Origin of the sequence: Hyphomonas sp. UBA4494 (genome assembly GCF_002388935.1) — a bacterium.
Classification (GTDB): domain Bacteria; phylum Pseudomonadota; class Alphaproteobacteria; order Caulobacterales; family Hyphomonadaceae; genus Hyphomonas.
The window spans coordinates 12,714-26,069 of the sequence record NZ_DGNK01000031.1 but is presented as its reverse complement, the minus strand read 5'-3'; the positions used below and the strand labels follow the sequence as shown (position 1 = coordinate 26,069).

The window sequence follows — 13,356 nt, the reverse complement described above, 5'->3', positions numbered from 1 at the left end:
ATCAAGCAGCGTTGGAGGCCAGATCGTCTGACTGAACACGATTACGGCCATTACTTTTGGCCAGGTACAATCGCTGGTCAGCCTGCTCGATCAGGCCGTTAACGGTCAAACCCGGCTGGTGCTGGGCAATGCCGAACGAGGCCGTGATGGCGCCGATGGGTGTCTTGGTTCCCTTCAGGACGAGCTTTCTTTCAGACATCTGTTCACGTATGCGATCAATCAACTGGGTGGCCTGTTGCAGGCCCGTTGCAGGTAAGATAATTGCGAACTCTTCGCCCCCATAGCGCGCTACGAGATCCTTGCCCTTGATGTTGTTGGTGACGATTGAGGCAAAAATCTTTAGAATTTCGTCTCCTACCCGGTGACCGAAATTGTCGTTCACGCGTTTGAAATGATCAAGGTCTGCCATTGCCAGACAGAGGCTCGAACCCTGTTTGTTTGCCGCCTCAACTTCAGCGGCGAGGCGTAGGTCGAAGGCGCGTCGATTGTAGATGGAGGTGAGCGGGTCGCGCATGCTTTCATTGCGAACCGCCTCGAGCTCATGTTGCAGGCGTTCGATCTGCTTCATTGAGGCCATTAGACCATCGCTGAGGCGACGACTCTGATCGGTCATCCGACGACTTTCCGACATCAGGCGCGCAACGGCAGAGGAGAGAGCAGCTGACGAGCTTGAATCAGACAGGCCGCGTTCAATCTGCGTCAACGCGACTTCGAACTGGTCGCTGTTTTCCATACTGGTACCCACAAGGTCCAGGATGCTTGAGAGTTGCTGTTCAACTTCCCGTCCGATGTTCTCGCGTTTGGCGTGATCGTCGGTAGGGCGCAAATGCATGTTGTAGACTTCGTCGATTTCATATTGGCAAAGCGCGCCCCGCTCCAGCATTTCGTCGACCGCAACCACAACCTTGTTGTCGGACTTTGCTGCATACGCATACATCAGCGCGAATGTGTTGGGGAATGGCGGCGTGCCATGTTCTGCAATCAACTGGCTGGCAGTATCAGCATGCTCATACACTTTGGCAAAGGCTTGCTGGTCCTCAGGACACACAAATACTGGCGTCTTGGATTCGCTCATCTGAACCCGTCCCCATCGGCAATTCATTTAACGTCGAAGTTTACCTTGCGTATGCGACCTTCAAATATCGTTAAATGTGAACTTTTATTTCGCGGATTTGCGCGAACTATGAACCAGATTTATCTCCAGCTTTCGGCCGTTGTGTTGAGCTTGCAGTAGAAGTCGGATGCTTGTTCACTTGGACGCATGCTGGCATTGTTGCGACGGACTTCACCATCTTCTGAAGTGGTGCTGTCCGATGTTTCCGCTCACATATGAAACTCCGTCTGGCGATCCCGGCGCGATTCGAACGCGCGACCTACAGATTAGGAATCTGTTGCTCTATCCTGCTGAGCTACGGGACCGCTTGAGTAGGGTCGGCTATACGGGAATAACCGGAAGGATTGAAGTCGCCAATTGGCGGCTCTACGCTGCGACGCTGAGGATGGGCGAGTGGTATGGCGCGATTGAAGGTGGGGTTGGTGGTCTGCATGACCCTTGTTGCGTGCGGTGCGCCGGGTCCGCTGGACAGTCTGGAGCCGGGAGAGCGCGGCCGGGTTGTGCGCGTTGTTGATGGTGACACGATCGTTCTCGATACCGGGCAAAGCGTGCGGCTAGTCGGGATCGAGGCGCCTTCGGGAGGTTACCGGGATCGCGCACCACAACCTTATCATACCGAGTCCAAGCGCATGATGGAAGACATGGTGCTCGGCCGGGAAGTCCAGCTCCACTATGGGGGCCTGACGCGTGACCGCTACGACCGGGCACTGGCTCATGCCCAGACTGTTGACGCGCTTGGGCCGACGCTCTGGCTTAACGCCGAGATGGTGAAGAGGGGCGGGGCCCGCGTGCGTGTTTACCCGGACACTGCGGCGGCAAATGCGCCCTTGCTGAAGTTTGAGCGTGATGCGCGTCGCGAGGAGATCGGCCTGTGGCGTGCTGTGGAATACCGCATTCCCTATGCCAGCGATTTACCGAAGGCTTATGAAGGCTTCCAGCTCGTGCGCGGACAGGTATCCGGTATGCGGGGAGCCGAAGGGTTTGGCGCAGTCTGTGACTTGTCGCTGCAGAACTCGGCACTCCGGCTACAGATCCAGACGGCCGCGGCATCTTTGTGCCAAGAAGCGCCGGGGCTGGGTGTATTGGCGCGCGGTTATGTGCGGGGGGACCAGATGGAAATATCCCACCCGCTCAATATTGAATTGGTGGAAACTCCAACCAATTAGGTGCCGGGCAGCAGGCCGGATTCGTCCGGGTCTCCCACAATACGTTCGAGCGCGCGACGTAGTTTGCCGAGTGCCTGATGTTCGATCTGCCGTACACGTTCTTTGGAGATTCCAAGTTCGTGGCCTAGCGTTTCCAGCGTGACGGAGTCTTCGCACAGGCGTCGCTGCATGATGATGTGCGTCTCACGGGGGTTAAGTGCTTTCAGCGCATTGGCGATCCACTCCTTACGGCGTGTCGAGTCGCGCGATTCCATCACCTGTTGCTCAGGAATGGGCGCGGCATCAGGCAGCAAGTCTTGCCATTCACCGTCGCCATCAACGGCCATGGGTGCGTTCAGGGATCGGTCAGACGCAGATAGGCGCGACGCCATGTTCTCAACGTCCCGTTCCGGAACGCCGAGATGTTCGGCGATCCAGGTCCGATTTTCTTTGGTCATCACACCGTCGCCAGTATCATCAATTCGAGCGCGCAGGCGACGCAAGTTAAAGAAGAGAGATTTCTGTGAAGAGGTCGTGCCTGTTCGTACGATCGACCAGTTGCGAAGCACAAAATCCTGAATGGATGAACGGATCCACCAGCTCGCATAGGTTGAGAAGCGCACCTTGCGATCGGGTTCAAAGCGGGCCGCGGCCATCATCAGGCCGACATTCCCTTCGGAGACGAGGTCCGGCATGGGAAGGCCGTAATGGCGGAACTTCGAGGCCATTGCGATGACAAGGCGGAGATAGGCGCGAGTTAACTCATGAAGTGCGCGTTCATCTTCCTCCTCGCGCCAGCGCCGGGCCAGTTCCAGTTCATGCTCGGCTTCCAGCATGGGGGTCTTCATGGCCTTCTTGACGTATGATCGATCCGCCGGGCCATTGGAGCTATAGGCGTTTGCCATGACGGGTCATCTCCTTCTGCGAGGTGGCTTGTTGCCAAACTAACACAGTCTCTACGGGCAAGAGCGCGCGCTGGATCAGATTCGTTCCCGATTTTAATCACTTTATGGAGAGCGCGATCGCCGACGCAGCGCGGGCTTGACCTGTAGGCGGCATCGACCTTACGGTTTTCGGAACATTGGGCGAACAAAATTGAAGGACTCATGACGGAGCTGGCAGATCTTGGTGTTCCGGACACGCGGGCGGGCGAAATCGTCCGGGGAACCCGGCGCTTGCTCGGCGGGCTCGGCTTTTTTGGCGTAACGGAAATGAGCCTAGCCAACAATCGCCGAGCGGACATCGCGGTGATTGGCCTGTCCGGTGAGATATGGATCGTAGAGGTGAAATCCTCAATTGCCGATTTCCGCGCGGATTCTAAATGGCCGGAATATTTGCCCTATTGCGACCAACTCTATTTCGCGGTCGCCAACGATTTTCCGCACGATCTGATCCCGGATGAAACCGGCTTGATCGTGGCCGACGCATTTGGCGGGGCGATAGTTCGGGCGGCGCCAGAAGACAAATTGTCGGCAGCTCGGCGCAAGGCCGTCACCCTGCGACTGGCACGTCTGGCGGCCATGCGATTGACCCAGTCGGCAGATACTGGCTGGACGGCGGCACCGGGCTTGCTTACCTGACCCTCATGAGTCATGCCTTTCCCATTGCGACACGTGTAGAAGACGCCCTGAAGCCGGGCGTGAAGGTGGCGCGTACACGCGCAGAGGCCGAAGCCTTGGTGCCAGAGCACAAGATCGACTCGCTCGCGACCGATTGGATAGATGTCACCGAAGAAGAGGCCGAGGCGTACTTGTCATCACATGCAGGTGAAAATGGCCCACACGGGCATCTCCAAAAATACGAAGACAATGAGGGCAACCCTGTCCTGGCTGTGACCTGGTGGAAGCTGGACGATCAGGCGGGGATCATGCCTTTGCCAAAGGCATCCAAGAAAAAGCCGGCGGCTGAACAGCCGCCGGTGGAAGATCATACCGATGATCTCTATTTCCGGTCTGGCCGGACCAAACCACGCCGTAAACGCTACATTGATCCTCGCCAGATGGACCTATTCAAGACCAGTTAGATCAGATTCTTTACTGCCTCGGCCACCTTGTCTGCGGCGATGCCGAAGTGTTCATACAGTTTCTGGTAAGGCGCGCTCGCTCCAAAACCGTCCATGCCGACAAAGGCACCTTTAGGTCCAAGCCAGCGGTCCCAGCCAAAGCGCACGCCGGCTTCAACAGCCACTTTTGGCAGGTCACCCCCGAGTGTGTCGCGCTGGTATTTCTCGTCCTGCTCGGCAAACAATTCCATGCATGGCATCGACACAACGCGGACATGGATCTTCTCTTTGGCAAGGTCGGCCTGGGCCTGAAGGGCGATCTCCACTTCCGAACCGGTCGCGATCAGCACGGCAGATTCGCGCGACTTCACACCTGATGGCGAGATCACATAGCCACCGAGCGCGCTGAGGTTTTCGTCCGTATGCTCCTTGCGCGACGGTGCCAAGCCTTGCCGGGTCAGTGCCATTGTGGCGGGGCCTTCGGCATTGCTGAGCGCCACTTCCCAACACTCGGCCGTTTCAACGCCATCTGCAGGGCGAAAGACCCGCATATTCGGCATGGCGCGGAGCGAGGCGACTTGCTCAACCGGCTGGTGGGTCGGGCCGTCTTCGCCAAGACCAATGGAATCATGGGTCATGACATGTACCACGCGTGCGCCCATCAGGGCGCCGAGGCGGATCGCGGCGCGGCTATAGTCTGCAAAAACCAGGAATGTGCCGGAGTAGGGGATGATGCCGCCATGCAACGCCATACCGTTCATCGCCGCAGCCATACCGTGTTCGCGAACACCATAATGGACATAACGACCGGCCCAGTCAGACGGTGTCATTGCCGTGGTTGAAGAGGTCCGAGTATTGTTGGACCCCGTCAGGTCAGCTGAACCACCAACCGTTTCGGGCACGAGATTGGTGATGACTTCCAGTGCCGCGCCGCTCCATTGACGGGTGGCTTTCTTCTCGCCGCCTTCCACCACAGCCTTCTTGTGTTTGATGATCGCCTTGGAGAGATTTTTCGGCAGGCGACCGGCCATGGCCGCATTGAACTCACCCTTGTGCGGGGAGGCCATCTGACGCTCTTTCCAGGCCTTGCGAGCCTCGACGCCACGCTCGCCGACTTTCTTCCAGGCTTTTTCGATGGCGTCTGGAATTTCGAACGGCGCATGGGGCCAGTCAATGTTCTCGCGAATGCCAGCAATCTCTTCTGGCCCATAGGGGCCGCCATGGGCCTTTCCGGTTCCGGCGATCTTTGGCGCGCCATACCCAATGATGGTCTTGATGGCGAGGAAGACAGGCTGCTTCTGTTTCTGAGCCCACTTCAGGGCGGCCTCGACGTCTTTCTCGTCATGACCATCCACTTTGCGGGTGATCCAGCCCGAGGCTTCAAGCCGTGCGCACTGGTCGGTGGAGTCAGCGACATCGATATTGCCGTCAATGGTGACTGAATTGTCGTCCCAGAGCACGATCAGGCGGTCGAGTTTCATGTGGCCAGCCAGCGTGATGGCTTCTTGGCTGACGCCTTCCATGAGGCAGCCATCGCCGACGATCACATAAGTTTTGTGGTCCACAAGATCGTCGCCGAAGCGCGCATTCAGGTGGCGCTCTGCCATGGCCATACCGACAGCGGTGGCAATACCCTGGCCAAGCGGGCCTGTAGTCGTCTCTACGCCTTTGGTGACGAAGTTTTCCGGGTGGCCCGGCGTATTGGCGCCCAGCTGACGGAAATTGCGGATGTCGTCCCGGCTAACAGATTTGTACCCAGTGAGGTGCAACAGCGAATAGATCAACATCGAGCCGTGGCCCGCCGACAGAATGAACCGGTCTCGGTCTGGCCAGTCAGGCTGGGTAGGGTCAAATTTCAGGAATTTCCGGAACAGTACGGTTGCAGCATCTGCCATGCCGAGCGGCAGGCCAACATGACCTGATTTGGCCGCCTCGACGGCGTCCATGGATAGGGCGCGGACGGCATTAGCCATGTCGCGGTTCGTGACAGCCATTCTGCTGGTCTCCTTTGGTTTGCGGAAGTCGTAGGCCAGACTAAGGCCGTTGCGTCAAGTCGCTTGGCGGATTGGGATAATACCGTTACTTCATTGTGTATATGAGTGAAATCGATCCTGCCATCCGCCAGCTCGACGAGGCGTTGTCACGACTGGAAGGCGCGCTCGACAGTCTGATGGCCCGCGCCGGCAATCCGGACGTGATCAAAGCTGAGCTTGCCGCTCTCGTTTCTGACCGTTCTGACCTTGCCCGGCAGCTTGATGCGTCGCTGGCGCGTGAGCAGCAATTGCAGGCGCTTGCCGACGAGGCGAGCGAAGCACTTGGCTCAGCCATTGAAGAAGTCCGCGCGGCGATCGGCCGGGAAGGGCAGCAGGATGGCTAAAGCGGATATCCAGTTGCGCGGCCGGTCCTATTCCATTGCCTGCGCGCCCGGACAGGAAAGCCGTATCGAGGCCCTGTCGAAACAACTCGACGCGCGAGTTACCCAGATCGCAGGCGCGGTGGGTGATATTGGCGATGAGCGCCTTCTGCTGATCACGGCGCTGGCCTTGCTGGACGAACTGGATTCAGCGCGCCGCTCAGCGCCCGGCAGCGCCACCAGCGAAGCCAGGGCCGCCGAAGCCCTGGTCAAGGCGGCAAGCCGGATTACGTCTCTGGCGGAACGCATGGAAAGCGGCAGCTGATCCCCGCGACGCTTTGCGCGTGGCAAACCGTCTGTCGCGCTCTATGCTCTCACCTTAATGCTGATTGAAAGGCTGCCTCATGCAAACCATTCTGATGACAGGCTTCTACATCGCGCTTGCGGCGCTGGTAATCGTGCTGGGGCTCGGCATCGCCAATCTGGCACGGACCGATGACAATCAGGCAAGCCGTTCCAACAAGCTTATGCGCCTGCGGGTTCTGGTACAGGCTATCGTGATCGCGCTGCTCGTCGGTCTAGGCATGGTGGTTGGTGCCATCAAGATAGGATTCTGAGGGCAACAACATGGTCAAGCTCGACAAGATTTACACGCGCTCCGGAGACAAGGGAAAGACACGCCTCTCGACGGGTGAGCCTGTTGATAAATGGCACCCGCGTGTTGTGGCCTATGGCACGGTGGACGAGACCAATGCCGCCCTCGGTGTGGCCGCGCTCAAGGCCGAGGGTGATATGCTTGCCGCCATCCGCCGTATCCAGAATGACCTCTTTGATCTCGGCGCCGACCTTGCCACGCCAGAGCGGGGCAAGCCGCTGGAATGGACTCCGTTGCGCATCATTGAAAGTCAGGTGCAACGGCTTGAAACCGAAATCGACGCGATGAACGAGCATCTCGCCCCATTGGACAGCTTCATCCTGCCGGGCGGCAGTGATCTCGCCGCGCACTTCCATGTCGCGCGGACGCTGTGCCGCAGGGCCGAGCGGGAAGTGGCGGAAGTATTTGCGATGGAAGACGAAATCGTCAGCCCTGAGGCGCTTGCCTATATCAATCGCTTGTCAGACTGGATTTTCGTCGCAGGCCGTGTCGCAAACAATAATGGCGCAGATGATGTGAAATGGGTGCCGGGCGCCAACCGCTAGGCGCGCTGTGTCTCTTGCACTTCAGCCATCAGGCCGAACAATTCGATCACGGGTGTAACCACGCCGTCCCCGCGATACTCCCGGTAGAGCGTATCGACATTGACGGCGATGCGTTCGGCGTCGCCCCAGCTTGAATAGTCCCCGAGGGCAATATCCAGCGCAGCGTCGCGCGCACTTAGACCAGCTTCAAATCGCTTGCGCGCTTCTGTGTCGACGAATTTCAGATATTCGGCAACGCGTCGCACACCCGCCTTGTCCGTCACCGGACCATGCCCAGGAACGATAACATCGACATCCATCTCGCAAATTCGGTTGCAAGCGCCGATCCAGTTGGAGACCGGGCCAGCCCACATCAGCGGAGTGCCTTCAATGAACAGGATGTCGCCGGTGAAGACCGTCTTGTCATCCGGCACATGCACCAGCACATCGCCAGCTGTATGAGCCGGGCCGACTTCGATCAACTCAATCGCCTTATCACCGACTTTCATGTCCATTTGGCCTGTAAATGTCTGAGTCGGCGCGCGCTCTTCCACACTATCGAAATCGAACGGCGCAAAGATGTCGGCAAAATAGCTGCCGGCAGGCCCGAGCTGTCCGCCGAGCTTTTTGAACTGGGCCAGCATGGCAGGCGGGACTTCGATCATTTCCCTGGCGCTGGCCTCTGACGTAATTATCTCCGCCTGCGGACAGCAGCCATTGCCATGGCAATGATCGCCATTTGCGTGCGTATTGACGATGACACCAATGTCCTCTGCCGCAAGACCGGTCGCATCCTGCATCGCACCCAGCATGGTGCGGGTAAGCGGCATGTCGAACAGCGTGTCCACGAGCAGAGACTGGTCACCGTCCCGGATCAGGCCAGCATTGGACCAACCCCATCCGCCATCCGGCTGCAGCCAGGCATAGAGCCCGTTTCCCAGATCCTTCAGGCCATGTGTATAGGTCCAGCGTTCAGCCATCATGTTCTCCCGTCCTCGCCCGCATCAAGGCAGGGAATGGACGGGAGGGCAAGGTCAGAACCGGTCGAGCAGGCGGCGAAGGTATTCGCGCTCTTCCTCATCATCGGATTCATTGTAGCGTTGGCGCAATTCTTCCAGGATGTCCTTGGCGCGCTGGCGTTCGGTGGCGTCCGGAATATTGACCTCTTCACCGCTGTTTCCCGGCCCGCCCGATGGGCGCCCAAATGGGTCGCTTTGCTGGGCGTCCTGTCCGTTGCGTTCTCGCTCCAGCGTGTCGAGCCGTTCGGCAAGGTCACGCGAAATTTCAGACAAGGCATTTGTTGCCATTTCCTGATTACGTGCCGCCCTGCGCTCATTGCCACGCTCAAGCGCATCTTCAGCCTGTCTCTGGGCGCGCCGAATATCTTCCAACGCGTCCGGATCGACCCGGCCTTCCAGGGCGTTCTCGCCCTCGATTCCGGCGCCCAGACCCTGTTCGCGGGCGAACTCCTCAACCAGCCGTCCCAGCCGGGCTTGTCGCTCGGCAAGTGACTCCGATTGTCCGGGCCCTCTACCTTCGCCCTCATTGCCTTCGGCAAATTCGCCGCCGCCGCTACCGGGGCGTTCGCCGTTCTCCTCGCCGCCGCCTTGTGGGGCTTCAGTCTGACCGCTACCGGCTTCTCCGCCACCGGGTTGACCGGAATCCTGTCCCTGCTGCGTGCCAGACTGTTGCCCGGACTGCTGGCCTGGCTGTTGGCCGCCCTGTTCCTGTCCAGACTGGCCGGGACGCTCGCCGCGTTCCTGGGCCAGCGTGTCATCATTCAGCTGGCGCTGTTCCCGCAGGATTTCCGACAGACGCCGCATGGCATCGGTCAGTTCCTGTTCTTCGGGTGGCAGGTCTTCCTGTTCGCCATCGGCTTGCTGACCGGGCATGCCCGGCATGCCACCCGAGCCGGACTGACCCTGCTGGAATTCGAGATTCTGCAGCATGTTCGTGATGTCGGAAAGCAGCTGCCGGGCCTGATCCGTTGCGCCGGTCTCCGTGAGGTCCTGCAGCGCATTCAGCATGTCTTCGAAATCCTGCCCGCCGAGATCGGGCCCACCGGACATCGCTTCCTGATCCATCTGCATTTGCGGCTGCTCGCCGCCATTCGCGATAGCCTCGGCCATCTTAGCAGCGAGGTATTCATTGGCCGCATCACGGAAGGCTTCCATCCGCTGCTGGATCTCGTCTTCAGAGGCCCCGTCCCGCAAGGCCTGCTCCAGTGCACGCCTCGCCGCTTCCAGCCGTCTCAGGGCATCTGCGGCGCTGCCATACTCCGCGCGCAGAGCTAGTGCCCAGAGCAGGGGATCAACCTGTTCGGCGTCATCCTTCGTGGCCGCTGCATCCAGAATACCCTTGGCTGTCCGGAAGGTGAGGTACACGCCCTGATCGCGAATGTAACGCTCGCCTTTATAGGTCATGGCATCGAGCATCAGGGCGGCCTTCTGGATATCAGGCGGCGCGGTCCCGAGGCGGTTTGACGCCGTGACATTCAGTGCATCCTGGCGCAATGCGTCTTCATTCTTTGCCAGCTCTGCATAGTCGCGAGGTTCGCGCAGCACAGTCACACGCACTTCCTGAGCAACGCGCGCGATCGGATCGAGAAACAGTTTTTCCGGCAGCTTGAAGTCGACCGGTTCGCTCAGGCCGGTCTGTCCCGCCCCATCTGTGGCGACCAGGCGCAGCGTCACCGGCATACCAGCCCAGCGATGACGGGTCAGGTCCAGTTGGGTTATGTCCTCGGCCGATGTCGGCGCCGCACCAGATAACGGCACGGCGACATGGTCTGCTTCATTTGGCGCAGCTGGATTTGGGGTTTGCAGAGTGATCCGCAATTCCAAGGCCGAGACGCCATAGTCATCAGAAATCGACCAGGAAATTTCGGTCCGGTCTTGCCGGCCCATTTCAGGCGCTTTCACGAAGCGGGCCTCAGGGGCCTCATCAGGCGAGGTCAGTAGGCGCCAGCTTGCGCGCTCGCCCCACCAGTTTACCGACAGGCGCGTGTCTTCCATGATCCGGGCGCGGGCTTCAAAGGCGCCATCGGGGGTCGGTTCGAATTTCTGCTTACGTGTCGCTTCGCCCTTCAGAACCAATTTCGGCGTGCTATGCGCTTCGGTGCGCAAGGTGACTTCCGAGCCCTCCGGCACGCGGACATTTTGCAGCTCCGGCGTGAGGAAAATAGGTGCGCGGCCCGTGTGTTCAGGGGGCGTGATCCACGCTTCGACCAACATGCCGTCTGCACCAACCAGGGCGCCATAATCTGGAAACAGGGCGCGATGCAGGCGGGCGCTCGCATCCGTACCCGCAAAAACACCCATCAGGACCAGAAGCGCCGGAAGGACCGCGCGCATCCAGTATGGATCAAGGCGGCTCCACTCGCGCGACAGGGACGGCAGTTTCAGGCGTTGGGCTTCTTTCAACAGGCGCAGGCGATGCTTCTGCCACAGCTTCTGGGATCCTCGGCTCGCGCTCGCCGGGCGGTCGGTTAGCGACGAGACAGGCCGCAAGTCTGACTGTCGGTCGAGCAGGCGAGCTGCATCCTCGCGGCTGACAGGCGTATAGCGCCGTCCACCTTGCAGGATGAAGAGGATAGACCCGCCGAGAAACAGGATCGTCGCCACAGCGGCCATGGCCGAGCCCATGCGATCAATGACGCCCGCCAAGGCGATGGCGAGAAAGATCGCAACAAAGGTCAGGAAGGGCCAGAACGCCTTGAAAAAGGCGTAGACCGTCAGCTTCCGCCGCGTGGCGGAAACCTTGGCGTTGAGCGCCTTCATGCCGTCTTTGTGAGCCAATCAGGAACCTTTTCGAGGGCGATCATTTCTTCAAAGTCCGGTCGGCGACGGATGATGTCAAATGACGACCCGTTTACCAGCACTTCCGGAACCAGCGGTCTTGCATTGTAAGAGGATGACAGCACAGCGCCATAGGCACCTGCAGACATGAACGCGATCCGCTGACCGGGGCGGACAGCAGTCATTTCGCGGCCCTTGGCAAACTTGTCGGTCGACTCGCAGATCGGGCCAACCACATCGTAGGTCTTGCGCTCTGCGCCTGCACCAGCCTGATTGAGTGGCAAAATGTCGTGGTGCGCATCATAAAGCGCCGGACGCATGAGGTCGTTCATGCCTGCATCAATGATCAGGAAATCCGTCTCCGGCGCGGCTTTTTCATAGAGAACCGTGCTGAGCATGACGCCTGCATTACCCGTGATCACGCGGCCGGGCTCTAGAATGACCTGAACGCCGAGATCCTGTGTCACCTCAGCGATCATCGTCGCGTAATCAGATGGCGGGGCTGGCGCGTCGCTGTCCTTGTAGGGGATGCCCAACCCACCGCCGAGATCGATCCGGCCGATATCATGACCGTCCTCGCGCAGGCGTTTGGTGAGGCCCACCACCTTTTCGAACGCGGCGCGCATCGGGACAAGATCGCCGATTTGGCTGCCGATATGTACATCAACGCCCACAATCCGGATGCCGGGCAGGGTGGCGGCTTCAGCATAGAGGTCTTCCGCATCGCTCCACGGCACGCCGAACTTGTCGCCTTTTTTGCCGGTAGAGATATTCGGATGACCGCCGGCCGCGACATCCGGATTGACCCGGATGGCCACAGGCGCTTCTGCGCCGGTCATGCTGGCAACCTCTGACAAGCGCCGAAGCTCTGCGGCACTTTCGACATTGAACTGGTGAATGCCTGCACGCAGTGCCAGCTGCATTTCCTCGGCGGTCTTGCCGACACCTGAGAACACTATCCGCTCGGCCGGGATGCCTGCCCTGAGGGCGCGCTGCAACTCGCCGCCGCTGACCACGTCTGCGCCGCAGCCTTCGCGGGCAAGTGTCGACAGGACGCCAATATTGCCATTCGACTTTACCGAAAAGGCGATCAGGCAATCCTGCCCCTCAAACGCCGCCGCGATGACGCGGGCATGTCGCACCAGGGTTGCGGACGAATACACATAACAGGGTGTGCCGACCTCATCTGCAATCTTGTTGAGATTCACGCCCTCGCAATGAAGGCTGCCATCCTGATAAGTAAAGTGGTGCATGAACTACTCGATTTCGCCGAGCGCGCCATTGTCTATGGGCGTCGTCGGTTTGGCGTCTGGGATGACGCCGCCCCATTGATTGGTGATCGGGCCGTCTGGTTCGGTTGTGTCGAGTTCCGTTGCCACCGCGACCGGTTCAACCGTTTCGACGGGTGCAACGGCTTCGACGACCAGAGTTGTAGGCTGGCTCTGGCATGCGGCGGCGAGGCACAAGGCCGTAATGCCGGCGATCCATCGCACGGCGAAGATTGGCTTGGGTGATTTCATGGAATGCTTCCTACGCGCCGCCGAGCAATTCATCATCGGCTCCGGTATCGCTGCCTTCGTCTTCACGGTCCGGTAGGCTTGGCAGATTGTTCTGATTCTGGTCCGGCAATTCAGCGGGTTCCAGACCATCGGTTTGCTCACCCCAAAGTGGGTCTGGGCGTTTCAAATCCCCGGTCAGGCCACACGCGGCCAGATTGGCAGATGCGAGCAGCGCCGCAGCGAGAAGAAGAGGGCGTTTCATCAATG

15 protein-coding genes and 1 tRNA gene are annotated in these 13,356 nt (G+C 59.4%); 7 read left to right on the top strand and 9 right to left on the bottom strand.

The annotated features are described in order from the left end of the window. Position 1: 1 nt before the first annotated feature. Both B2P82_RS11760 and B2P82_RS11755 read right to left on the bottom strand, forming a co-directional pair. Complete coding sequence (locus B2P82_RS11760; RefSeq protein ID WP_290497144.1) at positions 2-1,075, bottom strand: GGDEF domain-containing protein; 1,074 nt, start codon at positions 1,073-1,075, stop codon at positions 2-4. 267 nt (positions 1,076-1,342) lie between these two features. Further along, positions 1,343-1,419 (bottom strand) — tRNA-Arg (locus B2P82_RS11755). Between the two features lie 93 nt (positions 1,420-1,512). On the opposite strand from B2P82_RS11755, the gene B2P82_RS11750 reads away from it, so the two are divergent. Further along, the gene (locus B2P82_RS11750; RefSeq protein ID WP_290497143.1) at positions 1,513-2,280 is read left to right on the top strand and encodes a thermonuclease family protein; all 768 of its coding nucleotides are present in this window, start codon (positions 1,513-1,515) and stop codon (positions 2,278-2,280) included. On the opposite strand, the gene B2P82_RS11745 is transcribed toward B2P82_RS11750, so the two are convergent. Then, positions 2,277-3,164: an RNA polymerase factor sigma-32 gene (locus B2P82_RS11745; RefSeq protein ID WP_034814695.1), complete on the bottom strand. Its 888-nt coding sequence runs from the start codon at positions 3,162-3,164 to the stop codon at positions 2,277-2,279. The genes B2P82_RS11750 and B2P82_RS11745 overlap by 4 nt on opposite strands. Positions 3,165-3,365: 201 nt before the next feature. Here B2P82_RS11745 and B2P82_RS11740 point away from each other — a divergent pair, with 201 nt between their 5' ends. Both B2P82_RS11740 and B2P82_RS11735 read left to right on the top strand, forming a co-directional pair. Next, on the top strand, positions 3,366-3,839 hold the full coding sequence (locus tag B2P82_RS11740) for an MmcB family DNA repair protein (protein ID WP_034814697.1): 474 nt from the start codon (positions 3,366-3,368) through the stop codon (positions 3,837-3,839). Between the two features lie 5 nt (positions 3,840-3,844). Next, positions 3,845-4,282, top strand: a complete 438-nt coding sequence (locus B2P82_RS11735) for a hypothetical protein (protein WP_206991576.1) — start codon at positions 3,845-3,847, stop codon at positions 4,280-4,282. On the opposite strand, the gene tkt is transcribed toward B2P82_RS11735, so the two are convergent. Further along, positions 4,279-6,255 (bottom strand): transketolase, encoded by a 1,977-nt coding sequence (tkt, locus tag B2P82_RS11730; RefSeq protein WP_290497142.1) that lies wholly within the window; start codon positions 6,253-6,255, stop codon positions 4,279-4,281. The genes B2P82_RS11735 and tkt overlap by 4 nt on opposite strands. Positions 6,256-6,356: 101 nt before the next feature. Between tkt and B2P82_RS11725 the strand changes: the two genes are divergently transcribed. The 4 genes from B2P82_RS11725 to B2P82_RS11710 all read left to right on the top strand — a co-directional run bounded on the left by B2P82_RS11725 (position 6,357) and on the right by B2P82_RS11710 (position 7,814). Continuing rightward, the gene (locus tag B2P82_RS11725; RefSeq protein ID WP_290497141.1) at positions 6,357-6,638 is read left to right on the top strand and encodes a DUF4164 family protein; all 282 of its coding nucleotides are present in this window, start codon (positions 6,357-6,359) and stop codon (positions 6,636-6,638) included. After that, positions 6,631-6,939 (top strand): cell division protein ZapA, encoded by a 309-nt coding sequence (locus tag B2P82_RS11720; protein WP_034814708.1) that lies wholly within the window; start codon positions 6,631-6,633, stop codon positions 6,937-6,939. The genes B2P82_RS11725 and B2P82_RS11720 overlap by 8 nt, the downstream gene beginning before the upstream one ends. 79 nt (positions 6,940-7,018) lie before the next feature. Further along, a complete protein-coding gene (locus tag B2P82_RS11715) occupies positions 7,019-7,231 on the top strand; it encodes a twin transmembrane helix small protein (protein WP_034814710.1) in 213 nt (70 codons plus the stop codon). 10 nt (positions 7,232-7,241) lie between these two features. Further along, positions 7,242-7,814 carry a cob(I)yrinic acid a,c-diamide adenosyltransferase gene (locus B2P82_RS11710; RefSeq protein WP_206991574.1) on the top strand — a complete coding sequence of 191 codons (573 nt, stop codon included), beginning with the start codon at positions 7,242-7,244 and terminating at the stop codon, positions 7,812-7,814. Here the strand turns inward: B2P82_RS11710 and B2P82_RS11705 are convergent. Genes B2P82_RS11705 through lptM form a run of 5 tightly spaced genes read right to left on the bottom strand, consistent with a single transcriptional unit; the run spans position 7,811 to position 13,351 of the window. After that, entirely contained in the window at positions 7,811-8,773 is a 963-nt protein-coding gene (locus tag B2P82_RS11705; RefSeq protein WP_206993289.1) for an MBL fold metallo-hydrolase, read from the bottom strand. The two genes, B2P82_RS11710 and B2P82_RS11705, sit on opposite strands and share 4 nt — an antisense overlap. Positions 8,774-8,827: 54 nt before the next feature. Beyond that, positions 8,828-11,590: a DUF4175 domain-containing protein gene (locus tag B2P82_RS11700; protein ID WP_290497140.1), complete on the bottom strand. Its 2,763-nt coding sequence runs from the start codon at positions 11,588-11,590 to the stop codon at positions 8,828-8,830. Next, positions 11,569-12,843, bottom strand: a complete 1,275-nt coding sequence (gene lysA / locus B2P82_RS11695; RefSeq protein ID WP_290497139.1) for a diaminopimelate decarboxylase — start codon at positions 12,841-12,843, stop codon at positions 11,569-11,571. The genes B2P82_RS11700 and lysA overlap by 22 nt, the downstream gene beginning before the upstream one ends. A 3-nt stretch (positions 12,844-12,846) precedes the next feature. Further along, the gene (locus tag B2P82_RS11690; RefSeq protein WP_290497137.1) at positions 12,847-13,110 is read right to left on the bottom strand and encodes a hypothetical protein; all 264 of its coding nucleotides are present in this window, start codon (positions 13,108-13,110) and stop codon (positions 12,847-12,849) included. A gap of 10 nt (positions 13,111-13,120) precedes the next feature. After that, positions 13,121-13,351 (bottom strand): LPS translocon maturation chaperone LptM, encoded by a 231-nt coding sequence (gene lptM, locus B2P82_RS11685; RefSeq protein ID WP_034814721.1) that lies wholly within the window; start codon positions 13,349-13,351, stop codon positions 13,121-13,123. Positions 13,352-13,356: the final 5 nt, after the last annotated feature.

Bases quoted from the DNA above. Each gene is read 5' to 3' on its own strand.
- B2P82_RS11725 (WP_290497141.1), top strand. From the start codon at position 6,357: ATGAGTGAAATCGATCCTGCCATCCGCCAGCTCGACGAGGCGTTGTCA.
- B2P82_RS11710 (WP_206991574.1), top strand. From the start codon at position 7,242: ATGGTCAAGCTCGACAAGATTTACACGCGCTCCGGAGACAAGGGAAAG.
- B2P82_RS11745 (WP_034814695.1), bottom strand. From the start codon at position 3,164: ATGGCAAACGCCTATAGCTCCAATGGCCCGGCGGATCGATCATACGTC.
- lysA (WP_290497139.1), bottom strand. From the start codon at position 12,843: ATGCACCACTTTACTTATCAGGATGGCAGCCTTCATTGCGAGGGCGTG.
- B2P82_RS11760 (WP_290497144.1), bottom strand. From the start codon at position 1,075: ATGAGCGAATCCAAGACGCCAGTATTTGTGTGTCCTGAGGACCAGCAA.
- B2P82_RS11750 (WP_290497143.1), top strand. From the start codon at position 1,513: ATGGCGCGATTGAAGGTGGGGTTGGTGGTCTGCATGACCCTTGTTGCG.
- B2P82_RS11690 (WP_290497137.1), bottom strand. From the start codon at position 13,110: ATGAAATCACCCAAGCCAATCTTCGCCGTGCGATGGATCGCCGGCATT.
- lptM (WP_034814721.1), bottom strand. From the start codon at position 13,351: ATGAAACGCCCTCTTCTTCTCGCTGCGGCGCTGCTCGCATCTGCCAAT.
- B2P82_RS11705 (WP_206993289.1), bottom strand. From the start codon at position 8,773: ATGGCTGAACGCTGGACCTATACACATGGCCTGAAGGATCTGGGAAAC.
- tkt (WP_290497142.1), bottom strand. From the start codon at position 6,255: ATGGCTGTCACGAACCGCGACATGGCTAATGCCGTCCGCGCCCTATCC.
- B2P82_RS11740 (WP_034814697.1), top strand. From the start codon at position 3,366: ATGACGGAGCTGGCAGATCTTGGTGTTCCGGACACGCGGGCGGGCGAA.
- B2P82_RS11735 (WP_206991576.1), top strand. From the start codon at position 3,845: ATGAGTCATGCCTTTCCCATTGCGACACGTGTAGAAGACGCCCTGAAG.
- B2P82_RS11715 (WP_034814710.1), top strand. From the start codon at position 7,019: ATGCAAACCATTCTGATGACAGGCTTCTACATCGCGCTTGCGGCGCTG.
- B2P82_RS11720 (WP_034814708.1), top strand. From the start codon at position 6,631: ATGGCTAAAGCGGATATCCAGTTGCGCGGCCGGTCCTATTCCATTGCC.